This window comes from Streptomyces sp. NPDC091271, from assembly GCF_044757505.1.
In the GTDB taxonomy this organism is placed as follows: Bacteria; Actinomycetota; Actinomycetes; order Streptomycetales; family Streptomycetaceae; genus Streptomyces.
Genome location: NZ_JBIVVD010000003.1, coordinates 837,210 through 863,395, shown reverse-complemented (window position 1 = coordinate 863,395; position 26,186 = coordinate 837,210). Strand labels below are relative to the sequence as shown.

At 69.4% G+C, this 26,186-nt stretch carries 28 protein-coding genes and 1 tRNA gene; 10 read left to right on the top strand and 19 right to left on the bottom strand.

Translation table 11 applies throughout. The annotated features are described in order from the left end of the window. Window positions 1-51: 51 nt before the first annotated feature. Complete coding sequence (locus ACIQM3_RS15700; protein WP_401624045.1) at window positions 52-447, top strand: MOSC domain-containing protein; 396 nt, start codon at window positions 52-54, stop codon at window positions 445-447. Window positions 448-459: 12 nt separating this feature from the next. Here ACIQM3_RS15700 and ACIQM3_RS15695 read toward each other — a convergent pair whose 3' ends face one another. After that, window positions 460-936, bottom strand: a complete 477-nt coding sequence (locus tag ACIQM3_RS15695; protein ID WP_401624043.1) for a DUF6194 family protein — start codon at window positions 934-936, stop codon at window positions 460-462. A gap of 87 nt (window positions 937-1,023) precedes the next feature. On the opposite strand from ACIQM3_RS15695, the gene ACIQM3_RS15690 reads away from it, so the two are divergent. Next, window positions 1,024-1,725, top strand: a complete 702-nt coding sequence (locus ACIQM3_RS15690) for a MerR family transcriptional regulator (RefSeq protein WP_401624041.1) — start codon at window positions 1,024-1,026, stop codon at window positions 1,723-1,725. A 102-nt stretch (window positions 1,726-1,827) separates the two neighbouring features. Here ACIQM3_RS15690 and ACIQM3_RS15685 read toward each other — a convergent pair whose 3' ends face one another. Together ACIQM3_RS15685 and ACIQM3_RS15680 are read right to left on the bottom strand one after the other, a co-directional pair. Further along, window positions 1,828-3,120 carry an LAETG motif-containing sortase-dependent surface protein gene (locus ACIQM3_RS15685; protein ID WP_401624039.1) on the bottom strand — a complete coding sequence of 431 codons (1,293 nt, stop codon included), beginning with the start codon at window positions 3,118-3,120 and terminating at the stop codon, window positions 1,828-1,830. A 297-nt stretch (window positions 3,121-3,417) separates the two neighbouring features. After that, window positions 3,418-4,269 carry a helix-turn-helix transcriptional regulator gene (locus ACIQM3_RS15680; RefSeq protein WP_401624037.1) on the bottom strand — a complete coding sequence of 284 codons (852 nt, stop codon included), beginning with the start codon at window positions 4,267-4,269 and terminating at the stop codon, window positions 3,418-3,420. An 86-nt stretch (window positions 4,270-4,355) separates the two neighbouring features. Here ACIQM3_RS15680 and ACIQM3_RS15675 point away from each other — a divergent pair, with 86 nt between their 5' ends. Then, window positions 4,356-5,138: an SDR family NAD(P)-dependent oxidoreductase gene (locus ACIQM3_RS15675; protein ID WP_401624035.1), complete on the top strand. Its 783-nt coding sequence runs from the start codon at window positions 4,356-4,358 to the stop codon at window positions 5,136-5,138. Between the two features lie 176 nt (window positions 5,139-5,314). On the opposite strand, the gene ACIQM3_RS15670 is transcribed toward ACIQM3_RS15675, so the two are convergent. From ACIQM3_RS15670 to ACIQM3_RS15650, 5 genes are all read right to left on the bottom strand, one after another. After that, window positions 5,315-5,893: a dihydrofolate reductase family protein gene (locus tag ACIQM3_RS15670; RefSeq protein ID WP_401624033.1), complete on the bottom strand. Its 579-nt coding sequence runs from the start codon at window positions 5,891-5,893 to the stop codon at window positions 5,315-5,317. 170 nt (window positions 5,894-6,063) lie between these two features. Next, a complete protein-coding gene (locus tag ACIQM3_RS15665; protein WP_401624032.1) occupies window positions 6,064-6,309 on the bottom strand; it encodes a hypothetical protein in 246 nt (81 codons plus the stop codon). A gap of 186 nt (window positions 6,310-6,495) precedes the next feature. Next, window positions 6,496-7,038, bottom strand: coding sequence for a DUF1707 domain-containing protein (locus tag ACIQM3_RS15660; protein ID WP_401624030.1), 543 nt, complete (start codon window positions 7,036-7,038; stop codon window positions 6,496-6,498). Between the two features lie 103 nt (window positions 7,039-7,141). Then, window positions 7,142-7,723, bottom strand: a complete 582-nt coding sequence (locus tag ACIQM3_RS15655) for a hypothetical protein (RefSeq protein ID WP_401624028.1) — start codon at window positions 7,721-7,723, stop codon at window positions 7,142-7,144. A 243-nt stretch (window positions 7,724-7,966) separates the two neighbouring features. Beyond that, a complete protein-coding gene (locus ACIQM3_RS15650; RefSeq protein WP_401624026.1) occupies window positions 7,967-8,542 on the bottom strand; it encodes a histidine phosphatase family protein in 576 nt (191 codons plus the stop codon). A 962-nt stretch (window positions 8,543-9,504) separates the two neighbouring features. On the opposite strand from ACIQM3_RS15650, the gene ACIQM3_RS15645 reads away from it, so the two are divergent. Next, the gene (locus tag ACIQM3_RS15645; RefSeq protein WP_401624024.1) at window positions 9,505-10,296 is read left to right on the top strand and encodes a class I SAM-dependent methyltransferase; all 792 of its coding nucleotides are present in this window, start codon (window positions 9,505-9,507) and stop codon (window positions 10,294-10,296) included. A 511-nt stretch (window positions 10,297-10,807) separates the two neighbouring features. Continuing rightward, window positions 10,808-11,026 (top strand): tyrosine-type recombinase/integrase, encoded by a 219-nt coding sequence (locus ACIQM3_RS15640; RefSeq protein WP_401624022.1) that lies wholly within the window; start codon window positions 10,808-10,810, stop codon window positions 11,024-11,026. Window positions 11,027-11,081: 55 nt separating this feature from the next. Here the strand turns inward: ACIQM3_RS15640 and ACIQM3_RS15635 are convergent. After that, window positions 11,082-11,156 (bottom strand) — tRNA-Val (locus tag ACIQM3_RS15635). Window positions 11,157-11,351: 195 nt separating this feature from the next. Between ACIQM3_RS15635 and ACIQM3_RS15630 the strand changes: the two genes are divergently transcribed. The 4 genes from ACIQM3_RS15630 to ACIQM3_RS15615 all read left to right on the top strand — a co-directional run bounded on the left by ACIQM3_RS15630 (window position 11,352) and on the right by ACIQM3_RS15615 (window position 14,496). Next, the gene (locus ACIQM3_RS15630; protein ID WP_401624020.1) at window positions 11,352-12,125 is read left to right on the top strand and encodes a DUF4097 family beta strand repeat-containing protein; all 774 of its coding nucleotides are present in this window, start codon (window positions 11,352-11,354) and stop codon (window positions 12,123-12,125) included. Between the two features lie 70 nt (window positions 12,126-12,195). Beyond that, window positions 12,196-13,563, top strand: a complete 1,368-nt coding sequence (locus ACIQM3_RS15625) for a hypothetical protein (RefSeq protein ID WP_401624018.1) — start codon at window positions 12,196-12,198, stop codon at window positions 13,561-13,563. A gap of 120 nt (window positions 13,564-13,683) precedes the next feature. Continuing rightward, complete coding sequence (locus tag ACIQM3_RS15620) at window positions 13,684-14,268, top strand: DUF4383 domain-containing protein (RefSeq protein ID WP_401624016.1); 585 nt, start codon at window positions 13,684-13,686, stop codon at window positions 14,266-14,268. 9 nt (window positions 14,269-14,277) lie between these two features. After that, complete coding sequence (locus ACIQM3_RS15615) at window positions 14,278-14,496, top strand: zinc ribbon domain-containing protein (RefSeq protein ID WP_401624014.1); 219 nt, start codon at window positions 14,278-14,280, stop codon at window positions 14,494-14,496. Between the two features lie 236 nt (window positions 14,497-14,732). On the opposite strand, the gene ACIQM3_RS15610 is transcribed toward ACIQM3_RS15615, so the two are convergent. From ACIQM3_RS15610 to ACIQM3_RS15595, 4 genes are all read right to left on the bottom strand, one after another. Next, window positions 14,733-15,392, bottom strand: a complete 660-nt coding sequence (locus tag ACIQM3_RS15610; protein WP_401624012.1) for an O-methyltransferase — start codon at window positions 15,390-15,392, stop codon at window positions 14,733-14,735. 64 nt (window positions 15,393-15,456) lie between these two features. Further along, the gene (locus ACIQM3_RS15605; protein ID WP_401624010.1) at window positions 15,457-16,326 is read right to left on the bottom strand and encodes an HAD family hydrolase; all 870 of its coding nucleotides are present in this window, start codon (window positions 16,324-16,326) and stop codon (window positions 15,457-15,459) included. Next, complete coding sequence (locus ACIQM3_RS15600; RefSeq protein WP_401624008.1) at window positions 16,323-18,800, bottom strand: phosphoribosyltransferase; 2,478 nt, start codon at window positions 18,798-18,800, stop codon at window positions 16,323-16,325. The genes ACIQM3_RS15605 and ACIQM3_RS15600 overlap by 4 nt, the downstream gene beginning before the upstream one ends. Before the next feature lie 8 nt (window positions 18,801-18,808). After that, window positions 18,809-19,966, bottom strand: coding sequence for an HpcH/HpaI aldolase/citrate lyase family protein (locus tag ACIQM3_RS15595; RefSeq protein ID WP_401624006.1), 1,158 nt, complete (start codon window positions 19,964-19,966; stop codon window positions 18,809-18,811). A gap of 212 nt (window positions 19,967-20,178) precedes the next feature. On the opposite strand from ACIQM3_RS15595, the gene ACIQM3_RS15590 reads away from it, so the two are divergent. Next, a complete protein-coding gene (locus ACIQM3_RS15590) occupies window positions 20,179-21,057 on the top strand; it encodes a TerD family protein (protein ID WP_401624005.1) in 879 nt (292 codons plus the stop codon). 33 nt (window positions 21,058-21,090) lie between these two features. Here the strand turns inward: ACIQM3_RS15590 and ACIQM3_RS15585 are convergent, their stop codons facing one another. From ACIQM3_RS15585 to ACIQM3_RS15560, 6 genes are all read right to left on the bottom strand, one after another. Next, window positions 21,091-21,825: a Tellurium resistance gene (locus tag ACIQM3_RS15585; RefSeq protein WP_401624003.1), complete on the bottom strand. Its 735-nt coding sequence runs from the start codon at window positions 21,823-21,825 to the stop codon at window positions 21,091-21,093. Window positions 21,826-21,984: 159 nt separating this feature from the next. Further along, a complete protein-coding gene (locus ACIQM3_RS15580; RefSeq protein ID WP_401624001.1) occupies window positions 21,985-23,127 on the bottom strand; it encodes a DUF475 domain-containing protein in 1,143 nt (380 codons plus the stop codon). A 71-nt stretch (window positions 23,128-23,198) separates the two neighbouring features. Beyond that, window positions 23,199-23,774 (bottom strand): TerD family protein, encoded by a 576-nt coding sequence (locus ACIQM3_RS15575; protein ID WP_401623999.1) that lies wholly within the window; start codon window positions 23,772-23,774, stop codon window positions 23,199-23,201. 150 nt (window positions 23,775-23,924) lie between these two features. Then, entirely contained in the window at window positions 23,925-24,500 is a 576-nt protein-coding gene (locus tag ACIQM3_RS15570) for a TerD family protein (RefSeq protein ID WP_401623997.1), read from the bottom strand. Between the two features lie 196 nt (window positions 24,501-24,696). Continuing rightward, window positions 24,697-25,164, bottom strand: a complete 468-nt coding sequence (locus ACIQM3_RS15565) for a peroxiredoxin (RefSeq protein ID WP_401623995.1) — start codon at window positions 25,162-25,164, stop codon at window positions 24,697-24,699. Between the two features lie 166 nt (window positions 25,165-25,330). Further along, complete coding sequence (locus tag ACIQM3_RS15560) at window positions 25,331-25,768, bottom strand: DUF3052 domain-containing protein (protein ID WP_031092598.1); 438 nt, start codon at window positions 25,766-25,768, stop codon at window positions 25,331-25,333. Between the last annotated feature and the right edge of the window lie 418 nt (window positions 25,769-26,186).

Genomic DNA, 26,186 nt, shown 5'->3' with positions numbered 1-26,186 from the left:
GGGCCTCCTCAGGATGGCCCGAAGTGCACGGGCCGACGGGCGGGGTGGAACATGGCAGGCCGGGTCGCAGCGGTGAGCAGCAACGGGACGTACGTGTTCAGCAAGCCCGACCGCCCCTCCAGCACGCTGCTCGCCGGCCTCGGCGTCGAGGGGGACGTCCACGCGGGCGAGACGATCCGCCACCAGTTCCTTCCGACGGGCACCCTGCTGCACCTCGGCGCGGAGGCGGTGGTGGAGGTGACGGGCCTGCGCAACCCGTGCGCGAAGATCAACGACTTCCGGCAGGGCCTACTCGGGGAGATGTTCGCCATCGATCCGGTGTCGGGGGACTTCACGTTCAGGTCCGGCGTCATGGCCGTGGTGCGCCACGGCGGCCCGGTCCGCCCGTACGACGCGGTGGAGGTCGAGCTACCACCGGCCCCGCACCGCCCGCTGGAGCGCGTCTGAGGGTGGCGGCTCCTACGAGCTCGGCGCCGAGCCGGTCCGTCGCTCATGACGCACGCGTGCGAGGTGATGGGCCTCGCGCAGCAGTCGGCGCACCGCCTCATCGGTCCGCCCGCCCGGATTCACCACCGCGAGCCAGCCGACGGACCCGTAGACCGGGTGTGCGATCACGGTGTCGGTGACGCTCGGGTCGCCCTCCGGGGCCGGCTCGCGCGGCGCGTGGCCGGTCCAGTCGCTGAACGTGTCCTTCCCGGCGGCGACGTTGACGCGGAAGGTGTCCGGGCGGTCCAGGCGCGACTGCTCGTCGCCCGGGTAGTTCTTCGTCACGATCGTCGCGAACGGCTGGGTCGCTTTCGGCGCGACGCCGTCGGGCGCGTAGGAGAAGAACGTGTCCCCCCAACTGATCTCGGGTGTTCCGTCGCCGGGTGCAGGCCTGACGGCCAGGACGCCGCCGAGGCCTTCCACGAAGTCGGTGATCTCGTCGATGGTCATGTGCTCAAGCGTTTCACTAAGGTGCTTGTGGAGGCTTTGGACGGGAATCCGGAGGAGCGGCGGGTGTCAACCCTCAAGTCGTCGGAAATGCGCACGGTAGATGTCGCGCGGCGGGCGGGGTACTCCGTCCAGCAGATCCGCAACCTCGAACGCGACGGAGTTCTGCCGCCGGCGACGCGTACGGCCTCGGGCTACCGGGTCCACGGGGAGGCGCACGTCCACTCGGCGCTGGCCTACCGGGCGCTCGCTGCCGCCACGGGCCCGGTCGAGGCCAAGCGGATCGTGCGCGCTGTCCACACACGTCCGGTCGGTGAGGCACTCGCACTGCTCGACGCGGCACACGCCCGGCTCGACCGGGAGCGTAGGGACCTGGAACTCGCCAAGGAGGCCGTGACGGCGATCTCCGCCGAACTGATCGAAGACGTACGCCCGTCGGACTCGATGGGCGTCTCCGAACTCGCCGCCGCGCTCGGAGTGCGCCCGTCCACGTTGCGGCACTGGGACGCCGAGGGGCTGGCCGTTCCGGACCGGGTGCCTCCACGAGGGACGCGACGGTACTCACCCGTACAGACCCGGGACGCCCGGATCGTGCACCAGCTGCGCAGCGCCGGCTACCGGATCGAGCCGCTCCGGGCCTTGATGCCGAGCCTGCGACGCGGGCCCGGCAGGGAGGAGGCCGGAGCCGCGCTGGCCGCCCGGGACGCGAGCATCGCGGCCCGCTCCCGCGCCCTTCTCGACGCCGCTGTACCGCTCCGATCGATACTGACGCTCCGTCAAGAATCGGGCTAGAGAGGCCGTGTCACCACGGAGGGCCCGACACCGTCCGGTGTCGGGCCCTCCGAGCGGACAAGCGCGAGGCGGGGCGCCTGGCCGGCGCCCCGCCCCCATGCGTCAGGCGTGCGAACCTGCCTTGCGACGGCGTACGACGAACACCGCGCCCGCACCGATCGCCAGGGCCGCACCGCTCGCGAGCGCGAGCTGCGAGGTGGCGGAGGACGAGCCGGTGGCGGCGAGGCTGCCGCCCGCGGGACTGGCCGACCCGGCGCTCTGCGGCTTGACGTCCGAGGTGTTCGGCTTGGTCGTGCTGGGCTTGGCGTCGTCGACCTTGCCGGGCTTGCTGCCGGCGGCGGCGATCATGAACTCGTAGCCCTCGAGGTCCGGGCTTCCGCCGCAGGTGCCGTTGTCGTTCCAGTAGTCACCCGCGACGAAGGTGACGCCGTTGCCCGCGGGGGCCGAGGCGTCGACCGTGAGGCGCAGCTTGATGTCGGCGTGGGCGCCGGCCTTCAGCGGGCTGATCTTCTCGATGTAGTTCTCGTTGTCGACGTTCTTCCACTTCGAGGACGAGGCGGTCGACCACTGCAGGTGCACCAGGTGGTCGAGGTCGTTGAGCCCGCTCCGGTCGGTCGCGTGGGCGTAGACGAACGGGAACACCTCGTCCATCGTCTTCTCGGTGCCGTTGGTCACCCGGAGCTTGAAGTTGACCTTCGTGCCGGCGACGACCGTGGACGGCAGACCCGTGACGACCGTGGTGAGCTTGGCCTCGGGGACGCAGGTGTCGTCCTCCCCACCGCCCTCGCCGCCCTCGGCCTCCTCTTCCTTCGCCTTGGCGAGCGCCGCGTCGGCGGCGGTCTTGTCGGCGAGTGCGGCCTCGGTGGCCTTCGTCGCCTCCCTCAGCTTCTGGCGGGCTTCGTTCTGGTCGACGGCGAGTGCGGTCCGGGCCGTCACGACCTCGGCTTCGGCGGCGTCCTTGGCCTCAGCGGCGGCCTCGGCGGCGGTCTCGGCCTTGGCGAGCTTCTCCGTAGCGGCGAGCTTCTCCGCGTCGGTCGCTGTTTCCGGGAGTGCCTCGACCTCGGCCTTGGCGTTCACGACCGCCTGGTCGGCGTCGGTCTTCGCCGTACCGGCGGCCGCCGCCACTGCCTCGGCAGCCTTGGCGGCCACGGCCAGGGGGGCGGTGTCGGACAGCGCCTCGTCCAACGCCGTCTTGAAGGCGTTTTCGGCCGCCACGGCGTCGTCGTACGCCGTCTGCGCTGCGGCGGCGGCCTTTTCCAGCTCCGCGACGGACGGCTTCTCCTGCGTCTGCGCTGCCGGCTTGTCGTCGGCGAACGCGGGGGTGACCGACAGCAGCAGCACAGGCGTGGTCACTGCGGCGGCAACAGCTGTGGCAAGTATCTGGCGAATCTTCACTAGAGCCCTTCGAGGTCCGAAAAAGAGAGAAGGGGTCGCAGCGGAATGGGACACGCATACGCGACTTGAGGTGATCGTATGACCAGGAGAGCGGTCGGCCGTCACACTTTCTTCACTCCCTCGTACCGGTGACACCACCCCGAGGCAGACAGAAAAGACGAATGGGTGCAGTTGCTTTCACTACCTGTGCTTTCACTGTGAGGAACGCCACACCCCCCTGAAGCACCCCTCCTCGGCCGACCGGATCAGCAAAGATCCCGCCGGTTTCCGGGGTTCGCCTTCACCGCCGGTGCGACGCTACCGCCGATAGTCACCGGCCTCGGCTCCGAGTACGTCCAGAAGAGCCAGGGCCTCGGCGTCAGGGGACCCCTTGGGTGCGCTGTAGAGCACGAGGTGCTGGTCACGGTCCGCGAGAGCGAGTGAGTCGCAGTCGACGGTGATCTCCCCGACGACCGGGTGACGGAAGGTCTTCGTGAGCATCGGCGCGGCCTGCACATCGTGCCGCTCCCAGAGGCGGACGAAGTCGGGGCTTGCGTCGCGGAGTTCGTCAACGAGGCCCGTAATCTCGGGGTCCGTCGGGTACCGGGCGAGAGTCGCACGCAGATCCTTGACCACGTGGTGCCGGAACTCGGCCGCGTCGGAGACCCCGTACAGCGTCGCCCCAGGCCCTGCCTGTCCGAGGAACGCCCGGCGTGCGAGATTGCGGTCGTCGGGGGCGAGCCCGCCGAAGTCCTCCATGAGCGCGGCCGCGAGGTCGTTCCACGCGAGCACCTCGAACGCGGCGGACACGACGATGGCCGCCGTCTGCGGCAGCCGCTCGATGAGCGCGAGGATGCTCGGCCGGACGTCGCGCCGGTGCAACCTGGTGCGGGTCGGTGCGGTGCCCGCGAGGACATGGAGATGGTCGGACTCGGCGTCGGTGAGCCGCAGCGCGCCGGCGATCCCGGCGAGGACCTCGCCCGACGGCCGCGGCGCCCTTCCCTGCTCCAGCCGGACGTAGTACTCCGTGGAGATGTGCGCGAGGACCGCGGTCTCCTCGCGGCGCAGACCCGGCGTCCGACGCCGCGGTCCGGAGGGGAGGCCGACGTCCTCCGGCCGGAGCCGCTCGCGACGGCTGCGGAGGAACGCCCCGAGCTCCTGCTTGTTCATGGTCCAAGTCTGCACAATGCGCGGCGACGGATCCTGGTACAGCTTGTGCCTGCATCCGGCCCGGTGGCCGGACCGACACTGCCCTCATGACGAACCACACCGACATCGCACCCATCGGCCTGCTCGCCGGCAAGGTCGTGTTCATCACCGGCGCCAGCCGTGGCATCGGGGCGGCCGCGGCCCGGCTCTTCGCCTCCGAGGGCGCCTCCGTCGTGCTCGCCGCCCGCAGCACGGACGCCCTCGACCGCGTCGTCACCGAGATCCGCGCCGACGGCGGCGGCGCCGACGCCGTCACCCTCGACCTCGCCGACCGTACGAGCATCCGCGCGGCGGTCGACCGCGTCGAGGAGCTGCACGGACGGCTCGACGGCGCCTTCAACAACGGCGCGGCGATCCAGCAGCCCGGCCCGCTCGACACCACGAGTGACGAGGACATCGACGAGCAGTTCGCCGTGAACTTCCGCTCGCACTGGACCGCCATGACCGCCGAGGCAGCGCTCATGCGACGGAACGGCGGCGGAGCGATCGTCAACACCTCGAGCATCGGCAGCCGCCGCGCGAACCCCGCCCTCCCCGCGTACGGCGCCATGAAGCGCGCGCTGAACAGCATCACCGAGACCGCGGCTGTGACCTGGGGCCCTCAGGGGATCCGGGTGAACGGCATCACCCCCGGCGGCACCGCCACGGAGATGATCGACGCGTGGGAGGCCGTGTCCCCGGGCATCATCGAGCGCAACAAGGCGGCGACCCCTCTCGGGCGCATGGCCGAGCCCCGCGAAGTGGCCGAGGCAGCCGCGTGGCTGCTCAGCGACCGCGCCTCGGTGGTGACCGGCGCGATGGTGCCGGTCGACGGGGGCGCCGGCGCCTGAGGGCTTCCTGGCATACGCGGGGCGGGGGTTGCCCCCGCCCCTGCGTCAAGGTTGGAACCTGACCGCGCGACGGAGAACAGCACGTCCCCGGCCCGGCTCGCTCCGCCGACCGGAATCCCCGTACACAGCCGTCCGCCGCATCTGCTGCCGGCACCGGGCCACCGCCCACTCTCAGCTCAGACATGCAGGGAGGGCCGGTAGACGAGTTCCTGGGTGTGGCCGTCGAGCGTCCGGTGCTCGATCAGCTCAAGGTCGAAGTCGGCCGCCCCCTGGAAGATCGGGTCCAGCCCGGTCTGCCCGGTGATCACAGGGAAGAGCGTCACCTGGACGCGGTCGACCAGACCGGCGGCCATCAGCGCCCTGTTCATCGACAGGCTGCCGTGCGAGCGCAACGGCACCTCGGACTCCTTCTTGAGCCGAGCGACGACGTCGACGGCGTCGCCGCCCGCAACGGTCGCGTCCGGCCAGTCGAGGGGCCCGTCCAGCGTGGCCGACACCACCGTTGCCGGCAGACTCCTCATCCGCGTGACCCACGGGTCGTGTACGTCGGACTCCTCGCTGCTGGACGCCACCATCTGCGCGAACGCGCGATACGTGTTGGCCCCGAAGACCATCCGCTGGTCCTCGCGGTACAGATCGAGGCGGCGGTCGAGGAGCTCGGGGCCTTGCCTACCCCAGTAGCCGGTCCAGTTGCCGCCGGCGGCACCGAAGCCGTCGAGGCTGGAAAACACGTCGAATGTGTAGGTGGCGGCCATGGTGCTCTCCTCGGCTGCGATGCGTCGCGTATGTGGGTAAAGACTGGAAACCACGGCGAAACTCATCGCTTCCGGACGCCTGGACGTGCGGATACGGCCACCCCGGGTGCGGCCCCAGGAATTGATGCCGCACCCGGGAAGGGTTGAGGGTCAGCGCATTCGGCGAAATGTCACGGGCTCTCGGTGAAACGGACGGACCAGGCGTAGCCACTCAAGCTGTCGTGCGGGACTCGCCGGACCTCTCTGACCTGGCAGCTGTCGTGGGCGTACTTCAGGGCGAAGCGATCGTGGCGCTGCGTGTCGGTGAGGTCCTCCATGGACAGAGGTGCTCCGACAACGAGGTCCTCGTGAAGGACTTCGTCCGTGGCGGCCCCGTTCGAGCAGGCCGAGCAGTGATGCGTTTTCGGTAGGGCCATACGCCCAGTGTGCTCCTAACCCGGAGCCTCCGGCATTCGCAGCGCATACGGCCGCGCTACACAGCACCTCAAGGGCTGACGTCTCGGTCGACGCGGCCGGGCCCCGCCACGGCCCTGGAGGGTCCCCGAGCCACAGGCGGGGACCGAGAAGTACCGATCGGAACGTTCCTGATGACGAATGGAACCTCAACGCCACGCGTGGCGGATCTTCAACCGTCCGAATCCCATGGTTCCGGAGATTCGGATTTCCGGCCCACCGGGGCGGGAGCGCCGCGTGGTCCTGTAACGCGAGTCCTTCCACCCGGTGTGCAGACCTTCGAGGTCGACGACCGCGTCGCGGGGCACCGTGATCTTGGCCTTGCCGGTGCCGAGTTGCAACTCGATGTCGACCACCGAATGCTCGATGACCGCCCGGGACAGGTCCAGATACACCCTGCCGAATGCGGACTCGACTTTCAGGCTCCGAGGTACCCGCCATACGCCGCGCCGCTGAATCCGTCCACCGGCGGCGGCGATCGTGGACGTGGTGACCGCCTTCTCCGCAGGGAGCGCGGCCAGAACCGACACGAGCTCACTGCGCGACGTGACGGTGAGCACCTGGTGCAGGCGTTCGTCCAAATCGTCGTGCGAGATATGCCCTTCGGCGTACGCCTCCTGCAAACGTCGCACGGCCGTGTCGCGGTCGTCGTCGCTGATCAGTGGCGGCCGGTCTTCCGGCATTGCGGTCACCGTTGCACTCTACTGCCGTGCCGGCGATGCGAACGGGCCAAATCCAGAGGATGGGGAGCGGCCGCCACTCAGGCCTCGCCCTGAGGTCTCTACCCGAGCGGGGTCAGTGCAAGAAGTAGGACCAGAACGGAATCGAGGCGTACTGATGGTCTTCGGGAGTCGGAGCGGGGCGACCGAACTCGTGGTGCCAGTAGTCGGCCAGATCGGTTCCGTAGTAAATGATGTCAGTCTGATACATCGACAACACTGGCGTACCAGTGCGGTCCGGATCGGCCAGCAGGCACCTGTGGGAAAAGATGGGCACCATCACCGGGACCGTAGCCAAGTGTGTGCGAGCCACCTTCAGCGCGTCCTGGGTGTCCGCCGGCCGCGGGTCCCACTCCGGGTGCCAGAACCGGTTGTGTTCCACGTCGAAGAGCACCCCGTTCACCGGCCAGGCCAGACGCTCCGCCAGATCCTTCGGGTCGCCGTCTCTCCAATCGGGCCAGCTACTGCTTCCCGTCGGCAGTCCCGCGCCCAGCAGCGTCCGATGCTCCGGAGCGAAACGGAACCCCCAGCGCTCCTCGACCTGGTCAAGTTCCCGCTCACTCATGCCTCGCTCGATTTCGACTCGGGCAGGAAGCATCGCGAGCAACGACTGTGCGTCGTCTGAGGTCAGCGGCTTCTGGGGGCTGATCGGAGTCATGCGTGGAACGGTAGGCCACCCGGGGGCCGTGAGCAGGCGGATTTCTGCCGCCACCGAGGGTGGGGCAGCGGGACGAGGCCCAGGCACGTGAAGCGTTCGGTGATGACGTCGGCGAACGGGTGGAGTTGATCCCAGCTTGCCTCCTGCGGGCTCACGCAAGGGCTCGCAACGGGCACGAGGGCGTACGCACCCAGACCTTGGAGGCATACGGCCACGGGCTGCACGCCGTGCAGTACGAGGAACTCACAACTGGCCCTGGTGGCAGCTTGAGGCGGGCCAGTCGGCAGGCAGCGTGTAGCGCCAGCCCGGCCGCCAGGCGGGCGGTGCTTGGAGCAGTTCGTCCAGCGGTGTTCCGGCGAGCAGATGTTCCAGTGCCCATCGGTTAGCAGAGTGGGCGATCACGAGGATTCTGCCGCCGTCCCATTTGGTGGCGATGTCGTGGAGGAAGGCGCGGGTGGCCGTGGCGACCTGGCGGTAGCTCTGGCCTCCGGGAAACGGTTCGTCGATGTGCTGGGCTCGTTGGGCGGCGATGAGGGAGAGCGGGTGTCCGTTGAGCTCGCCGTAGTTGCATTCACGTAGTCGGATGTCCTGGCGAATCGGGGGCCGACCGTCGGGGAACGCGATCCGGGCTGTCTGGACGGCTCGGTGCAGGTCGGAGGCGAACACTGCTGCGAAGCCTTCGCCGGGTCGGCGCTCCCCCAGCTCCCGGGCTTGGCGGCAGCCCAGGTCCGAGAGCCGGCCCGGGAGCCAGCCGGTGGCGATGCCGGCCTCGTTGTCGGTGGTGGTGGCGTGGGTCTCGTAAACGATCTCTACTGCCATCAGAACTCCTGAATGTCCTTGACAGGCCAGGCTGCACGAGCAAGCGGGCGGCTCCCCACCATGCCACCGCCGATCCGGTGAACCGAGGCGGTCAGAGCCCTGGCTGGCCCACGGCAATTGTTGTCGGAGCGCGCAGTCGCCGCCAGCAGATGAGTGCGCATCCGAGGGTGAGGAAGGCTTCGTGGATGTCGTCGCGGATCTCCCAGCGGATCCGTATTCGGCGGAACCAGTGCAGGTGGGCGAATCCGCGCTCAACTACCCATCGCCCACCGAGCCGTTGTCAGTGCCGACCTCTAAGGTCTCAAACGCGCGGTCGGCTTCCGGGGGTTCCAGCTCTGAAATGAATGGTTGCATCCCCGGCCTGTCTGGGGGCGGCCCGGAGAGTCGTCCGGGACCTAACCGATGGTCGGGCTTCGTCGATGGCCAGCAGATGACCTGCCAGAGCCGGCCGCGCGCACTGCCCCTCGTGGGCGTGCTCGACGTCAGGCCGGATCAGGGACGGACAGGGAAGCAACGGGCCGGGGATGAGCCGTCGGCAGGCACTGGGCCGCGCGTCGCCAGGACTTCGCCCGTGTCGGCGAACTCCCAGCGGGTCGCATACTGCCCGTCTTTGAACGGCCATTCAACGCGGACGACAGGGCGGCTCAACAGGTTCTCGAACCAGCCGGCGCACCGCTCCGCGAGCTCCTCGACCGTGCCGACCGCCCGGAAGAAGCCGTGCCCGGGTGACTCGTAGACACGACGGGGCGGCAGTGCGCACTGCCACGCGATACCGGGACACCACTTCAGAGGCCCGGGAGGGGTTCTGGTGCGGCGGTCGGCGATGTGAGGGACCACCCGTCGAGCCGTGGACACCTCGATGCCCGCCAAATTCGTTGAGCCCTCCCCCGCGATCGTGTTGGCTGGCGGCACCGAACTGTCAGTACCGCAGGTATCCGCTTGGCTGTAGCAGGGAGCCGCACGTGCAGGACATTGTTGTCGACCCCGTTGCCCACAATCGGGCAGCCTGGGACAAGTGTGTCCAAGACGGCAACGAGTGGTCGAGGCCGGTGAGTGCTGAGGATGTCGAGCGCGCCCGCACGGGCGACTGGTCGATTGTTCTCATCGGGCATGAGCCGGTCGACCGCTCCTGGCTGCCGAGGGACCTGACCGGCAAGGACGTGTTGTGCCTGGCCTCCGGCGGTGGCCAGCAGGGTCCGATCCTTGCCGCCGCAGGGGCGCGGGTCACGGTATTCGACAACTCACCCCGCCAGCTCGGCCAGGACGAGATGGTGGCAGCCCGCGACGGACTTGAGCTGCGGACCGTCCTGGGCGACATGCGCGACCTCAGCGCCTTCGGCGACGCAGCATTCGACGTCGTGTTCCATCCGGTGTCCAACCTGTTCGTACCGGACTTGGCACCGGTGTGGCGTGAGTGCTTCCGCGTCCTGCGGCCGGGCGGAACTCTGCTCGTGGGCTTCCTCAACCCTGATGCGTACTTGTTCGACCACGAGGCGCTCGACGAGCGCGGCGAGCTGATCGTCGTGCACAAGCTGCCCTACAGCGATGTCACGCAGTACTCCGCCGAGGAACGCGCCACGAAGTTCGGCGCGGATGCCCCTCTTGAGTACAGCCACACCCTCACCGACCAGATCGGCGGGCAACTCGCCGCGGGGTTCGTCCTCACCGGCTTCACGGAAGCGCCGCACCAATCCAACGCATCCGCTCCATACATGTCGAACTATTTTGCGACGCTGGCGGTCAAGCCCGGCTGACCCGGCCGTGAGGCCGGCCGAGACGGCTGTGTCTCCGAAACCAAGTGAAGCGCTTGCCGACCCGGCCCTCACTGACTTCGCTGAACCGCTACCCGCAGCGGAATGAGAACCCGGAGCGGTGCCCCTGGTCGGCAAGCGAACGGCCCCGGCCACTGCCACAACTCTCGGCCATGCTGTCGCTTGCAGGTACTGGTCGTCGGTGTCGTCCGGAGCCTGCGGCGTTGAGGGCGGCGCCCAGCTGACGCATGAGTTCGGCCTCTTCCTCGGTCCGCAGACTGGTACCGAGGTACGTCTCTGGTTGGTCGGCGTCGCAGAAGTCGTCGAAGAGCACGTGAAAGAGACGGGTCGAGTTACACCGTCTGCTGTCACGGAGGGTTGGCCAGAGCCAGCACGGCTGGCACGAGGTGGACGCGGAAGTTCGCTGGGCGGTGCCTGTCCTCGGTCACAGGCCGGAGCCTAGGTCCGTCACCGGGAGTGTCGATTCCGGGTCGCCGGGAGTGCAGGGCTCCGCGTGATCCGGCTGCACGATGCCCGGCACGGCTGCGCGACACTGCTGACCGCTGCCGGCGTCCCGCCCCGCGTCGTGATGGAGATCCTCGGGCACAGTCAGATCGCGGTCACGATGAACATCTATGCCCACGTCGTCCAGGACACGCAGCGCGAGACCGTGAGTCACCTCGATCGCATGCTGAAGCGGCAGGTCCCGACCGTGGATGACCACACCCGTTGATGTCAGAAGTAGATGTCAAAGGCCCCCAACCATGATCGGTTGGGGGCCTTCGCACTGGTGGGCGCGGACGGTTTCGAACCGCCGACATCTGCTTTGTAAGAGCAGCGCTCTACCCCTGAGCTACGCACCCGTGGATGAGGCAACAGGTTACATGCCCCCCGCCCCCCGGCGGCAATCCGGTTCCCGCCGGGCACGGCCGGGCCCTCGGACCCGCGTACGGGGGTTACCCCCACCCCCGAGACGGTAGCCGTCCGGATCGTCGCGGGGGTGGGCCCGTACATACGGTGTAGCCACAACGCCGGCGCTCTCAGGGGGACCCGACACCATGACCATCCGTACACGACGCACCGACGCACTCGTGGCCGCCGCCGGCACCGTGCTCCTCGTGGCCGCGCTCAGTGGCTGTGGGAGTGCGAATGCTGACGACGCTGCCGCCGAACACAAGTCGTTCGCGTTCAGTGGGGACGCGCTCACCATCGACGCCGACAACTCGACCCTCGATCTCGTGCCCGCCGACGTGGAGCAGATCGAGGTCACCCGGCGGGTCGACGGGTGGGTCGTGCTGGGCAGTGGGCCGGATCCCGTGTGGAAGCTCGAAGGGGACGAGCTGCGGCTCGAGGTGAAGTGCCGGGCGGTGATCAGCAACTGCGAGGCGCACCATGAGGTGAAGGTGCCCCGCGGGCTGGCCCTGACCGTGCAGGGGGACAACGGGAAGATCACCGCCGCCGGCTTCAGTGCCCCGCTCAAGATCTCCGCCGACAACGGCGGCGTCGACGTTCGGGACATCTCCGGGCCGCTGGAGCTGACCTCCGACAACGGCTCCGTCGAGGCCGAGCGGATCTCGGGGAGCTCCGTGGTCGCCCGCTCGGACAACGGGTCGGTGCGTATCGGGTTCACCCGGGTCCCGAACCTGGTGGACACGGTGAGTGACAACGGGAGCATCTCCATCGACCTGCCGGCCGGAAAGAGTGCGTACGCGGTGTCCGCCGAGGCCGACAACGGTGACGTCTCCGTCAAGGTGCCCCGCAGCGAAAGCAGCAAGCACGTGGTGAAGGCGCGCAGCGACAACGGTGAAGTCACCGTCCGAAGTGCGAACTAACCGGCCCGTGCGTTCGTCCTAACTGGTGCGAGAATGAACCGGGCAGGGCGAATCGGCACGGGAGAGGGATGTGACGGCGACACACACGCGGCCGCAGGCGAAAGCGAGTGTTGGTTCCGCCGTCAGGGACGTCCTGGTGCTGATGCTGCTGCCGGTCCCCCTGGTCGTCGCCACGCTGCCCGGCGCCTTCGCCGGCGGGGGTACGCGCCGTTGGTTCGGGGGGCGTGGGGAGAACCAGCGGGCCGACGCGCAGGCGGCGAAGGACGCGGCGGCTGCCGCTTTCTACGAGCTGGACACCGCTCAGCGCGATCTGCGGATCTCGATCGAGACGATCACCGCGGTGGACAGTTCGCCCCGCGCCCGCAAGGCCGCGGACGACTTCGCGGCGCTGGGCCGGCGGATCGACGAGGTCAGCCACGAGTACATCACCGCGGTGGACGCCCATGACCTCGACCGGGACGATCTGGAGCCTTCGGCGGCGGCCGGTGCGCGGACCCAGCTGACCCGGGCCAAGGACGATCTCGTGCGGGTCAAGGGTGAGCTCGACCGGTTCGCCCAGGGGCTCGGGACGCTGCTCAGCAGTGCGGAGACCCAGCTCGCGCGGCTCGCTCCCGCTGTGGAGCGTGGCCGCCAGGCGCTGCTCGCGGCGAGCAACGCGCTGGACGCGGTGCGCGCGTCAGGGCTGCGGGCGGACGATCTCGCGGCCCGGCTCGCGGCCCTCGCCCCGGAGCTGACCAAGCTCAACCAGGGCGCGGGACAGCACGGTGTTGCGGAGACCCTGCAGCGTGCGGACAAGGTGCTGCGGGACGCCGAGGCGATCCGTGCGGAGGCGGACCAGCTTCCCGCGCGGGCCGCCGAGATCGACCGCAGGCTGGTGTCGCTGCGCACCCGGGCCCAGGCGCTGACCACGCGCGCCGGGCAGGTCGAGCCGGTGCTCAGCGAGCTGCGGCGGCGCTTCTCGGCCGCCTGCTGGCAGGACCTGCAGCCGGTTCCCGAGCAGGCGGCGGTCAGTGTCCGGCAGGCCGAGGCGAAGCTGGCGGAGGCCGCCGAGGCACGGTCCGAGCAGCGCTGGCCGGATGCGACGTCCCGGCTGAGTACGGTCCGGGCGCTGCTCAACGCGACCGACGAGGCGGTGTCCGCAGCCGGGGACCGGCTGCAGCGGCTCGACGCGGTGGCGAAGAACCCGCAGGCGGAGATCGATCGCACCCGGTTCGCGATCCGGGACGCCCAGCGTCTCGCCATGGCCGGGCGCAACACGCCCGACCCGCGTCATGCCCGCCCGCTGGACGACGCCGTGGCGCGGCTGGAGCGGGCGATCGAGGGGCTGGACGGGCGCCACCCCGATTACTGGCACTTCCTCACGGAGACCGAGGCCGTGCGGCAGACGGCGACCCGTGTGGTCTCCGCGATCCGCGAGGAGCTGGGCGGCGGCACCTGAGCTCGCCGGGGCGGGCGGGCAGGGGCTGAGTTGTCCCCGGCGGCCCGTGGACCGATCCTGGAGGTACGCAGCGGCTTCCGCTGAGGCGTCCCTGGCCGCACTCGGCCGAAGGAGGCCGTCATGGCCACTCACGTCCTGCATCCCACGCGCCGGCCGGGCAAGCCCGCCCACCGCAAGGCCGTCCTCGACGACCATCTGCCCGTCGACCACCGCCTCAGCCGGGTCTACCGGGTGGGGGCGGGCCTGATGGGCCTTCTGCTCGTCGCTTTCGGCATCCTGGGGCTCATCGACCGTATCGGCTTCTTCGACACCGGCGGCGACACGGTGGCGGGCCTCAACACCAACGGTGCGCTGAGCATCCTGTCCATCTGTGTCGGGCTGCTGCTCTTCGTCGGCATGGTCATCGGCGGGAACTTCGCCTCGACGCTGAACATGGTCCTGGGCATCGCCTTCATCCTCAGCGGCTTCGTGAATCTGGCGCTGCTGGACACCGGGATGAACTTCCTGGCCTTCCGCATGCAGAACGTGCTGTTCAGCTTCGTGGTCGGGCTGCTGCTGATGATGTTCGGCATGTACGGAAGGGTCACCGGCGGTCTCCCCCACGACAATCCGTACTGGCGCGCCCGCCACCCCGAGCAGGTCGCGAGGGAGGAGCGCCGCCCCCGCGCCCCGATGCCCGAGGTCGCGAAGGCGAAGAGGCTCTAATCTGGGGCCATGCCTCGTTACGAGTACCGCTGCCGCCCCTGCGGCGAGACGTTCGAACTCAGCCGCCCGATGGCCGAGTCATCCGATCCCGCTTCCTGCCCCGCCGGGCACGAGGACACCGTGAAGCTGCTCTCCACCGTGGCGGTGGGCGGCGGCTCTGCCTCCTCCGCGCCCGCTGCCGCACCCTCGGGCGGGGGCGGCTGCTGCGGTGGGGGTTGCTGCGGCTGACCGTTCCTATCCAGTGTGCATGAGTGAGTCCTGGACCCACTGATGTGTTCTGGGCGCGTCCCGAACGGTGTTGGATGCGCTGGGTTGCCGCTTTCGCATCCCGTTCGGCGGCACGCCTCCAGGGGCGTGGTCCGTTGAGCTGGTGCGGCCGGCCCCCACCAGGCGGCCGCTGAGGCCGGCCCCCACCTGGCAGCTGGTGCGGCCGGCCCCCATCTGCCCTCGCCGGGGCAGCCCCGCTACTTCTTGCGCGAGAGCGTCAGTCCGTCCGCCACCGTCAGCATGACGCTCTCCATCCGGTCGTCGGCGCGGACATGGTCGTTGAAGCCCCTGATGGCGGCCGTGGCCCCGGTCGCCAGCGGGTCGGTGACGCCTCCGTGGAAGAGCACGTTGTCGGTGACGACAAGCCCGCCGGGGCGCATGCGCGGGACCAGCTCCTCCCAGTACGCGATGTAGTTGCCCTTGTCCGCGTCCAGGTAGGCCATGTCGATGTGCGGCTCGGCCGGCATCGCGCGCAGGGTGTCCAGGGCGGGCGCGATCCGCAGGTCGATCCGGTCGGCGACGCCGGCCTTCTCCCAGGCCTCGCGGCCGTACGCCGTCCACTCCTCGGAGATGTCGCAGGCGATCAGCACGCCGTCCGCGGGCAGCGCCTGGGCCATGGACAGGGCCGAGAAGCCCGTGAAGGTGCCGACCTCCACGATGTACCGGGCCCCCGTCAGCCCGACGAGGAAGGCGAGCAGCGGGCCCTGCTCCTGTGCGGACTGCATACCCGCCTGGTCGGGCAGCTCGGCGTACGTGGTCTCCACGAGCTCGCGCTGCACCACGTCCAGCGGAGGGTTGTGCGCCAGTGTGTACGCGTACAGCTCGTCGGTGATCTTGGTGTTGTTGCCCTTGGTCATGCGCATCTCCTCCGGTCGGCGGCCCGACCAGCTTGCCGAAGATCGCTCGCGCGCGCTCAGCAATTCACCCGCGGGGGTCGGCGGCGCGCAGGAAGCGGCGGAGGATCTCCTCGCCCGCGGCGCCGCCCCTCTCCCGGAGCACCTCGGTGTTGGGTGCGCCCCAGCCGCAGTCGGCCAGCTCGCCGTGGCCCGGGCGCCAGGCCCGGTCGGCGGCGAGCAGGAGGTCGGCGTCCAGGAGCGAGTCCCCTGCGGCGAGCGTCAGCGTGGCACCACTGCGGCGGGCCACCTCGTGCATGGCGGCACTTTTGGTGAGCGGCTTGGGGACGGCGTAGATCTTGCGGCCCTGGAGTGAGACGGTCCATCCCTTGGTGTCCGCCCAGGCGGACAGCTCCTTGACCCAGCCCTCGGGGAGGGCTCCGCGGTCGACGACGAGGTAGGCGAAGAGGTCCTCGGCGACCCGTTCCTTGAGCAGCCAGGAGGGGTCGCCCGCCGCCTGGAGGTGGGCACGGACCTCGCCGAGGGAGGCGCACTCCCCGGCGATACGGCGGGCCACATGGGCCTGCCAGTCCGGGTCGGAGACGCCGTCGACCAGGATGTGCCCGCCGTTGGCGCAGATGGCGTACCGGGGGGCGGGCCCGGGCAGGTGGATGCGGCCGTACTGCTCCCGGGTCCTGGTGGTGGTCGGGACGAACACCGTGGTGCGGGCCAGCTGGTCGAGCAGTGCTGCGGCCGTCTCCGTCATGTAGCAGAGGGGGGCGCCGCCGTAGACCTCGACGCAGAGCAGGCGGGGGGCCTGCTCGTCCGGCATGGTCAGCTGGAGCGAGGCCGCCGAGTAGATGAGGGTGCGGTCCAGGTCGCTGGCCACCAGCGTCACGGGGTCGTCCCCGGAGGTGCCCGTGGTCGCGTCGTCGGGCGTGTTCGCGGTCTCGCTCACTTCGCCGTCACCGCCGTGCCGTCCGCGCCGGTGGCGCCGCGGGTGTACTTGGGGTGGATCAGTCCGACGCAGGTGTACGGGAGTTCTCCGACCTCCTCGACCGGGACGCCGCGCTGCTCGGCGAGCAGCCGCACATGGTCGAGGTCGGCGCCGGCTCCCCGCTTGGCCAGGATCTTCCAGGGAACGCGGCGCAGCAGCACCCGGGTCGTCTCGCCCACGCCGGGCTTGACCAGGTTCACGTCGTGGATGCCGTACTCCTCGCTGATGCGTTCGACGGCGGCCCAGCCCTCCCAGGTGGGGGCGCGGTCCGCGGCGAGCAGCTCCTTCGCCTCGGCGTCCACCGCGTCGCCGACCTCGTCGAAGCGGGCGGCGACCGTGTCCAGGAAGAGGCCGGAGACGTCGGCGCCGGCGAGCTCGCTGTAGAACTTCGCGCCGTGGAAGTCGTGCGGGCCGACCAGGTCGGAGCGCAGGACCGTACGGGAGATCAGCCCGGACACCGTGGAGTTGAGGCAGGCGGACGGGATGAGGAAGTCCTCGCGCGTCCCGTACGTCCGTACGCAGCCGCCCGGGTCGGCCAGTACGGCGATCTCCGGGTTGAAGCCGCCGAACTCCTCCAGGGCGGCGGCGAGTTCGCGGGTGATGGCGCCCTTCCCGGTCCAGCCGTCGACGAAGACGACGTCCGCCGGGTCGTGGTGGGCGGCCAGCCAGCGCAGGGCGTTGGCGTCGATGCCCCGGCCCCGGACGATGGAGACGGCGTAGTGCGGCAGGTCGAGGCCGTGCCGGTGCTGGGCCCACCGGCGCATGAGGACCCCGACGGGGGTGCCGGCCCGGGCGAGGGAGACCAGGACGGGGCGGGGGCCCCTCTCCGCCAGGACGGTCTCGGTGACGGTGCCGACGGCCCGTGCGATGCGGGCCGCCGAGGTGTCCAGGGCCGCCTTGAACAGCTCCTGGTACTGCGGGCTGGGCTGGTACTCGACTGGCAGCGACTCGGCGTAGTGTGCGCCGCCGCTCTGGATCGCCTCCTCGCGCTCCTCGGTGGGGGCTTCCAGGGCTGTGTCGGAGAGGTCCTGGAGCAGCCAGCCGACGTCGTCCGCCGCGTAGGAGGAGAAGGCGGGTCCCCGGAGGGGTTCGGGCAGCATGGCGGCTTCCTGCCTGTGGGGGGTCGGCGACGGCACGTACGAGGGGACGACCGCGAGCACGACCTGGTCGGTGTGGCCGGCGAGCCGGGCCAGCAGCCCGTCCGGGGCGTGCAGGGCGGGGGTGTCGGCGGTGGAGTCGACCACCACGACGACGGCGTCGAAGCCCGCGCCCGCGACGTTGTACGCGTACCGGTCGCCCGGCCCGTCGGCGGGGTCGTCGTGGGCGGGGAAGACGAGGCGGCTGCGTATGGCGTAGCCGGGGTCGTCGACGGCGAGGACGGGCGAGCGGGTGGTGGTGGAGTAGCGCACCTCGGCCGTGGTGGCGTCCTCCAGCGCGGTGGCGAGCCGCAGGGGCGCGTACATCAGCTCCTCGAAGCCGAGGACGAGCACCTTGCGGGCGTCGCCCACGGCGTCGGCGATCCGGGCGGCCATGCCCGGCAGAGCGGCTTCCAGGGCCGCGCGGTGGACGGGCGTGAAGCCGTGGCGTCCGCCGTCGGGTACGCCGGCGGGCCAGTCCAGGGCGACGCGTGCGGGGGCGGTCCGTGGCGCGGGGGGCTCGTCCGGCGCATGTCCGGCTTCGTGCGCGGCCACCAGGTCCCGGCCCTTCTCCAGGACTCCGTCGGGCAGGCGCACGGTGCCCCGGGCGCGGGCCACCAGGTCGACGCGCGCACCGATCTCCTCGGCGAACTCGGCGAGCCGCCCTTGGTCGGCCTCGGAGCGCATGTCCACCAGGGCGACGATGACGTACCGGTCGCGGGGGTAGCGCGCGTGGAGGGCACGGACGGTGTTGAGCACGGTGTTGCCGGTGGAGAACTCGTCGTCGACCAGGACCAGCGGCGAGCCCTCCGCCGACGCGCTCAGCAGGTCCGGGTCCTCCGGCAGCAGCAGATGGGAGGTGGCGTGCGAGTGCGCCTCCTCGAAACCGCCGGCCTGTGCGACGCCGGCGACGGGGCGCCGGGTCGAGTGGAGGTACGGAGCCACCCCGAGCCCGTCCGCGACGGCGTGGCCGAGGCCCGTGGCCGTCTCCGCGTAGCCGAGGACGACCGCGCGGCGGGCCTCCGCCTCCCCCAGCAGGTTCCGCACCCGCTCGCCGAGCTCGAAGCCCACGCCGTGGACGACGGACGGCCGCTGCGGCACGTGCTTGCCCAGGATGTTCGACACGAGCAGGTGGGCCCGCTTGGGATTGCGGCGCAGGGCGAGGCCCAGCAGCTCCCGGAGCTCCCCGTCGCCGACGAGCTCGACCCCGAGCCGCTCCGCGACCCAGTTACCCGACCACTCCACGTCCACTGCCTCTTCTTCCCGTATCTGCTCGTCCGCTCGCCCGTATACGCCCATGTCCGCGCTCAGGCCGTCACGCCGGCGGCCAGGAGCTCCACGAAGCCGACGTCCTCGCGGGCCACGCCGAAGACCTCGGCCCGCAGGAGGGTCCGCTCGGCCCAGGCGCGGTGGGGCTTCACTTCGTTCATCTTGTTCGTGTACGCGGAGCGCAGCACTCCGCCGCCGCCCCGCTCCGGCCGCAGGATGTCCTGCGCGTCGCTGTACTCCTCGTGGCTGACCACCGACAGCGCGTGCACAGGCAGGACGTGCGACGGATGGATGCAGGTCTTGCCGAGCAGGCCGTTGGCCCGGTCCAGCTCGATCTCACGCAGCAGCCCGTCGAGGTCGTGCTCGATGAGCGCGGTGCGCAGCTCCTCGGCCTGCCCGAAGGGGCTGCGGCGCAGCTGAGGCTTGAACATCCGCTCCTGGAGCCGGAAGTACTCCCACACGGGACCGGTGATGGTGAAGCCGGTGCCGTCCGACCGGCCCAGGACGTTGACGACGTCGCCGATGACGGCGCCGACGATCTGGACGTCGTACGCCGTCATGTCGGGGGCCCGGCGCAGACCGTAGGCGGAGCAGAAGTCGGTGACGCCGAGCCGCAGCGCCAGGACCCGGTCGCGGTACTTGTCGACGGTGCGGGAGATTCCCCGCAGGGTCTCGCCCCTGGTCTCCAGGTGCAGCAGCTCGGGCGATTCGAGGACGGGCATCGCGAAAAGCCGGTGCCCGCCGCTCGCCTCGGCCGCGGTGAGCGCCTCCAGGAAGAGCTCGCCCCGCTCCTCCGTGAATTTCGGAAGTACGAATCCGGACAACAATCGGGCGGAGCTGCCGAGCCGTCGTACGAGGTCGGAAATCTGCTCCGGCTCGCGGACCCTGATGAAGAGCAGCGGCACGTCGGCGTCCCGCGCCTCGAGGTCGGCGAACTGCCGGACCAGGTTGGCCTCGGCACCGACCACTTCGGCGTCGTCGATGGAATCCTCCAGGCAGAGCACCATGGAGACCACACCCTGACCGCCCTGCTTGATCACGTCATCGGCCAGCCTGGGCCGGTTCGCGGGGCTGTAGAGCGTGGCCCCGAGGGCCGTGGACAGCAGGCGGGAGGAGGAATCCGCGTCGAATGCACACGGCTCCCTGAAGAACAGATCCTCCCGGACAGCGGGCGAGATATGCCCGAAATGACGCATGTGATTCCCCCGTACTGCCTGATGGGCCGGATAAACGTATGGCCGGTAATAGTACGTTCGGGGAGGTGTCGCCGGTTCCCCGTCCTTATGAACTTCAGGTGTCCCCGGCGTATCTCATACCCCGTGCGGCGCGCCTGCGTGCCCCTCGCGAACCCTGCCTGGCCTACTGGTTCGTACCCCCGCGTTGTCCGGACACCACCCCAGCAGGCAGGATGACCGCCATGACGCACGCGATGCTGAAGGGCTCGAACGTCCCTCTCGACGCCATGGCCGTACGGGCCGTGCTGCGATGGACCCCGGGGGCCGGGGTCCCTGATGTGGACGCCTCCGCCCTGCTGATCGGCCCCTCCGGGCAAGTGCGCTCCGACGAGGACTTCGTCTTCTACAACCAGCCGCGGCACCCGTCGGGCCTCGTGCGGCGCCTGCCCAAGCGCAGCGCTCCCGAAGGGCTCACGGACACGATCGAGGCGGACCTGTCGGCGCTCGACCCCTCCGTGGAGCAGGTGGTCATCGCCGCGTCCTGCGACGAAGAGGCGTTCGAACGCGTGACGGACCTGCGGATATCGCTGTACGACGCGGCGTCCGCCGACGGTGAGCCGCTCGCGATGTTCGATGTGCGTGCGGAGACCGGCGAGGAGACGGCCATCATCTGCGGCGAGCTGTACCGGCGCGGTGACGGCTGGAAGTTCCGGGCGGTGGGGCAGGGATACCCGACGGGCCTCGTCGGGCTGGCCACCGCCTTCGGGATCTCGGTGGACGAGGCGGAGGCGGCCTCCGAAGCCGGTCCGGCGGCCGTGCCCAGCGCTCCCGACGGGTCCGCGCCGGAGGCCACCGCGCCCTCGCCCGACTCCCAGGCCACGGTCCAGCACCAGCAGCCCGCGTACGGCTACCCCCAGCCGTCCGTGGCGCCCCAGCCAGCCTACGGCTACCCGCAGCAGCCCGCGGCGGCCCCTCAGCCCGCCTACGGCTACCCGCAGCCCGCCCCGGCCCAGCCGACGTACGGCTACCCGCAGCCCGCAGCGGCGGCGGCGCACGCCGCGGACCCGAATTTCGTGCTTCCCCCGCAGGGCCCGCAGTTCCTCCGGTCGTGAACCGGAGGCGCAGCCGCCCTTCACGGCGCGCACTCAGGCCCGCGTCTTGTAGCCGCGTCCCCACTGCATGCCGAAGCCGTACATCCGGTCCAGCTCCGACTGGAAGCCGTACACGAACTTCACCTCGCGGCGCACGATCAGCTCGCCCTTGACGTTCTCCACCGTGAACACCGCGCAGGAGCGGGCCTGCGGGGCCCGTTCGTCCAGCTCGATCTCGATGCGCGGGCCGTTGCCCGGATAGAGCGTCACCTTGGCGTGCGTACGGTCGAAGGCCGGAGTCTGGTCGTAGATGTACACGAAGAACAGCAGGCGCTTGAGCTCGTCGCGCTTGTCGAGGTTCACGTAGACCGTCTCGCCCGACGGCGCCCCGAAGCGGTCGTCACCGCTGAGCCTGATGTACGGCGCCACGTTCAGGTCACCGATGAGGTTGCCCAGGGGCTGCACAACGCCCTTGGTGCCGTCCGCCAGTTCGTACATGCAGCCCAGGTCCAGGTCGACGTTGACCATGCCCTGGGTGTGCGCCTGGACCACGTCGGGCTGGAAGAGCTTCAGTGGACGCAGCAGCCGGCCGCTCTGCCGCGACCTTCCGCCGAAGTCCGACGTACGCATCCGCCACGACAGGTTGACGCGCAGGTTGCCCGACAGGGCGCCCTGCTTGTTCAGCGAGACCGTGGCGTTGCGCTTGGAGAGCACGATCGAGTTCGTCGCGGAGTTACCCGACTCGAACTGCGCGGCCCGCCGCGGAAACAGGCCGTCCCAGAAGGCCATCCCAACCCCCATTTGTATCGGTAGTACCGCCCGGCCCCGCACCTGCGGCTCACACCCCGCACGTCACTGCGGGGCGGCCTCCGGGCCGGGTCCGGGTGTTCCCGGAGAACCGCCACCGTGGCCGCCCCGCAGAGAGAGCGTTCCTCAATCCTTACCGGGTCACACCCCGGAGGACACTTCCGCCTTGGAATCGGAGCCGTCGCCGCCGGCCGCGGCGATCGCCTTGTTGCGCCGCACCGAGGACCAGAAGGACCAGGCGATCAGGATGACCCCGACAGAACCGGTGATGAGCTCGTTGATCTCGTACTGGATGGTGACGAGCAGGATGACCGCGAGGGCGCCGATCGCGTAGTGCGCGCCGTGCTCCAGGTAGACGTAGTCGTCCAGGGTGCCCTGGCGGACCAGGTACACGGTGAGCGAACGGACGTACATGGCGCCGATACCGAGGCCGAGCGCCATCAGGACGATCTCGTTGGTGATGGCGAAGGCGCCGATGACACCGTCGAACGAGAAGGACGCGTCGAGGACCTCGAGGTAGAGGAACATGAAGAACGCGGCCTTGCCGGCGAGGACCACCGCGGAGGGGGACTTGCCGGACTTCCTGGCCTCTTCCTCGGCCTCGTGCTCGCGTTCCTCCTCCTCCTCGAGCTTGTTCTCGAAGAATCCGGAGAGACCGCCGACCACGAGGTACGTGATCAGACCCGCGATGCCGGAGAGCATCACGGTCTCGGCCTTGTCGGCGTGCCCGCCACCGTGCTGGTGGGCGTGGGTCGCGACGGTCATGGCCGCGATCAGCAGGACGATCAGCGCGACGCAGACCGACAGCATGTCGACCTTGCCGAGCTTGGCGAGCGGGCGCTCGATCCAGCGCAGCCACTGGATGTCACGGTCCTCGAAAATGAAGTCGAGGAAGATCATGAGCAGGAACATCCCGCCGAAGGCGGCGATGGACGGGTGGGCGTCCGTCACCAGTTCCTTGTACCGCTCGGGGTCATTGAACGAGAGATCAACGGCCTCGATGGGTCCGAGCTGGGCGCTGATGGCCACGATCACGACGGGGAAGACCAGCCGCATACCGAAGACCGCGATGAGCACGCCGACGGTGAGGAAGATCTTCTGCCAGAAGGCACTCATCTTCTTCAGGATTCCGGCGTTGATCACCGCGTTGTCGAAGGACAGCGAGATCTCCAGGACCGACAGGATCGCGACGACGCCGAATGCCTGCCACCCCCCGTAGAACACCGCTGCGACCAGGCCGAGCGCGGTAACCGCGAACGACCAGCCGAAGGTTTTCAGAAGCACTGGCTACCCCATCGTGTATGTAACGGGTCTCCCCCGGTTGAGTACGGGGCTCCCCCGCGCCGTGCGCGGCTTTACGAAACGTTGACCCCGAAGTCTAGAGCGATGCCCCGCAGCCCTGACGCGTACCCCTGTCCGACTGCACGGAATTTCCACTCGCCGCCGTAGCGGTAGAGCTCACCGAAGATCATCGCCGTCTCCGTCGACGCGTCCTCGCTGAGGTCGTACCGTGCCAGCTCCTGGCCGTCCGCCTGGTTCACCACGCGGATGAAGGCATTGGCCACCTGACCGAATGTCTGCCCACGATTGTCGGCTTCATGGATCGAAACCGGGAAAAGAATCTTGTCGCAGTGCGCCGGCACCTGCGTGAGGTTCACGATGACGGATTCGTCGTCGCCGTCACCCTCCCCCGTGAGGTTGTCGCCGGTGTGCTCGACGGAGCCGTCGGGGCTGGTGAGGTTGTTGTAGAACACGAACCACTCGTCGCCGAGGACCCGGCCCGACTGGCACAGCAGTGCGCTGGCGTCGAGGTCGAAGTCGGCTCCCGTCGTGGATCGTGCGTCCCAGCCGAGCCCGACCAGCACCTGAGTGAGATCCGGTGCGGCCTTGGAGAGGGAGACGTTGCCTCCCTTGGCGAGCGTGACGCCCATGGTGTGTCCTCCCCGAGTCGATGGACGGTATTGCGGCCCGGCAGGGCGCCAGACGGACGCGGGCGCTCTGCCGAGCGCGTCCGGCGCCGCACATGGTGCGGCGCCGGACGCGATGGAGCTGTGGGTGTCCGGAGGATCCTCCGGACCGGCTCAGACGTTGACGCCGAAGTCCTGCGCGATGCCGCGCAGACCCGAGGCATATCCCTGGCCGATGGCACGGAACTTCCACTCCGCGCCGTTGCGGTAGAGCTCGCCGAAGACCATGGCGGTCTCGGTCGAGGCGTCCTCGCTCAGGTCGTAGCGGGCGAGCTCGCTGTTGTCGGCCTGGTTCACCACGCGGATGTACGCGTTGCGGACCTGGCCGAAGCTCTGCTGACGGCTCTCGGCCTCGTAGATCGAGACCGGGAAGACGATCTTGTCGACGTCGGCCGGGACGCCGGCCAGGTTGACCTTGATGACCTCGTCGTCGCCCTCGCCCTCACCGGTGAGGTTGTCGCCGGTGTGCTCGACCGAGCCGTCGGGGCTCTTGAGGTTGTTGAAGAAGACGAAATTCCCGTCGCTGCCGACCTTGCCCTCGACGTTCGTCAGCAGCGCGCTGGCGTCGAGGTCGAAGTCACCGCCGGTGGTCGTCCGGGCATCCCAGCCCAGACCCACGATGACCGCGGTCAGGTTCGGCGCGGCCTTGGTCAGCGAGACGTTGCCGCCCTTGCTGAGGCTGACTCCCACGAGTCCTCCAAAAGTTTTGAGAGGGCCGGCAGACACCAGCGCCCCCGTCGTGCGTTGGCATCGGATCAACGATTGGATCCTAGTGACCGGTTCCCGGCCAAAACAGGCTTTTGGCCGGTCGCCGCCAGGAGATCCCCGCATCCGGCAGGTCGCAAACCCCGGATCCCGCACATCACGGACTCCGGAGCGCCCGGGATCAGAGCGAGTCGAGTGCCTTGGCGTAGTCGTTCAGGTCACGCGCGTCCGGCAGGCCGTTGACGACGGTCCAGCGGACCACGCCCTCCTTGTCGATGATGAACGTGCCGCGCACCGCGCAGCCCTTGTCCTCGTCGAAGACGCCGTATGCCCGCGAGGTCTCCCCGTGCGGCCAGAAGTCCGAGAGCAGCGGGTACTCCAGCCCCTCCTGCTCGGCGAAGACGCGCAGGGTGTGGATCGAGTCGTTGGAGACGGCGAGCAGCTGGGTGTCGTCGTTCTCGAACCTGGGCAGCTCGTCGCGGAGCGCGCACAGCTCCCCCGTGCAGACACCGGTGAAGGCGAAGGGGTAGAAGAGCAGCACCACGTTCTTGGCACCGTGAGAACCCTGGAAATCAGAGAGCTTCACGGTGCGCCCGTGGTTGTCCTTCAGCTCGAAATCCGGAGCCTTCGTGCCGACCTCGATCGCCATGTAATACGCATCCCTTCACGAACGTCACACTTCCCCGGCCTGGGCCGTCCGGGTGACACCCACCCTACGCAGCGTCCCGGGCGGTACCCGGGCAGGTCCGCACCGGCGCGTACGAAGGCCCCCGACGGCGTGATGCCGTCGGGGGCCCGCGGTGGTGAAAGAGCTCTCAGCGCTTGGCCGGGGCCCCCTTGGGAGTGACCAGACGGCTGCCCGTCCAGTCCTTGCCCGCGCTGATGCTCTTGGTCTGGGCGAGACCAGCTGTCTGGGCAGCCTCGTTGATGTCGCTCGGTTCGACGTATCCGTCGCGGCCGGTCTTGGGCGTCAGCAACCAGACCGCCCCGCCGTCCTCGATCAGACCAATGGCATCCACCAGCGCGTCCGTAAGGTCGCCGTCCTCGTCACGGAACCAGAGCAGGACGACGTCAGCGACGTCGTCGTAGTCCTCGTCGACGAGTTCCTGGCCGATTGTGGCCTCAATGCCCTCACGGAGCTCCTGCTCGACGTCGTCGTCGTAGCCGATCTCCTGGACCACCTGTCCGGGTTCGAACCCAAGCCTTGCGGCCGTGTTGGTCCGTTCCTCCGCGTGGTCCGCGGTCGCGCTCACGGGTTGCCTCCTGATCATGTTTCGGAAAATGCTTCAGCCACGCGCGTGCGCGGGGCATTGGCCGTAGTCCACACGGGCTCGGCGAATCGCGCAAGTACCCGGCGTCCGAGACCGCCTAAACGGTGACGTTCCCTGCCACGTCGCCGCAACTACCGGCATGTCTCTCGCGGGGCCGGAAATGGTGTCCGGACCCTTTAGACCGACCGCCTGTCGGTCTTACGTCCTTCCTCAGCTTATGCCGTTTCGCTCCGGCATTCGGATTCGAACGGGCTTTGGGAACGCTTGGCCGGGTTGGGCGTATGGTTGCGGTTTGGGCAGGACTGCTCTCGCGCTGCTGGTACTGGTGCCCGGACACGGCGTCCTGGAACCTCGTGTTACCCCACAGTAGAGATGACGTCCGGCTCCTCGCGGTACACGA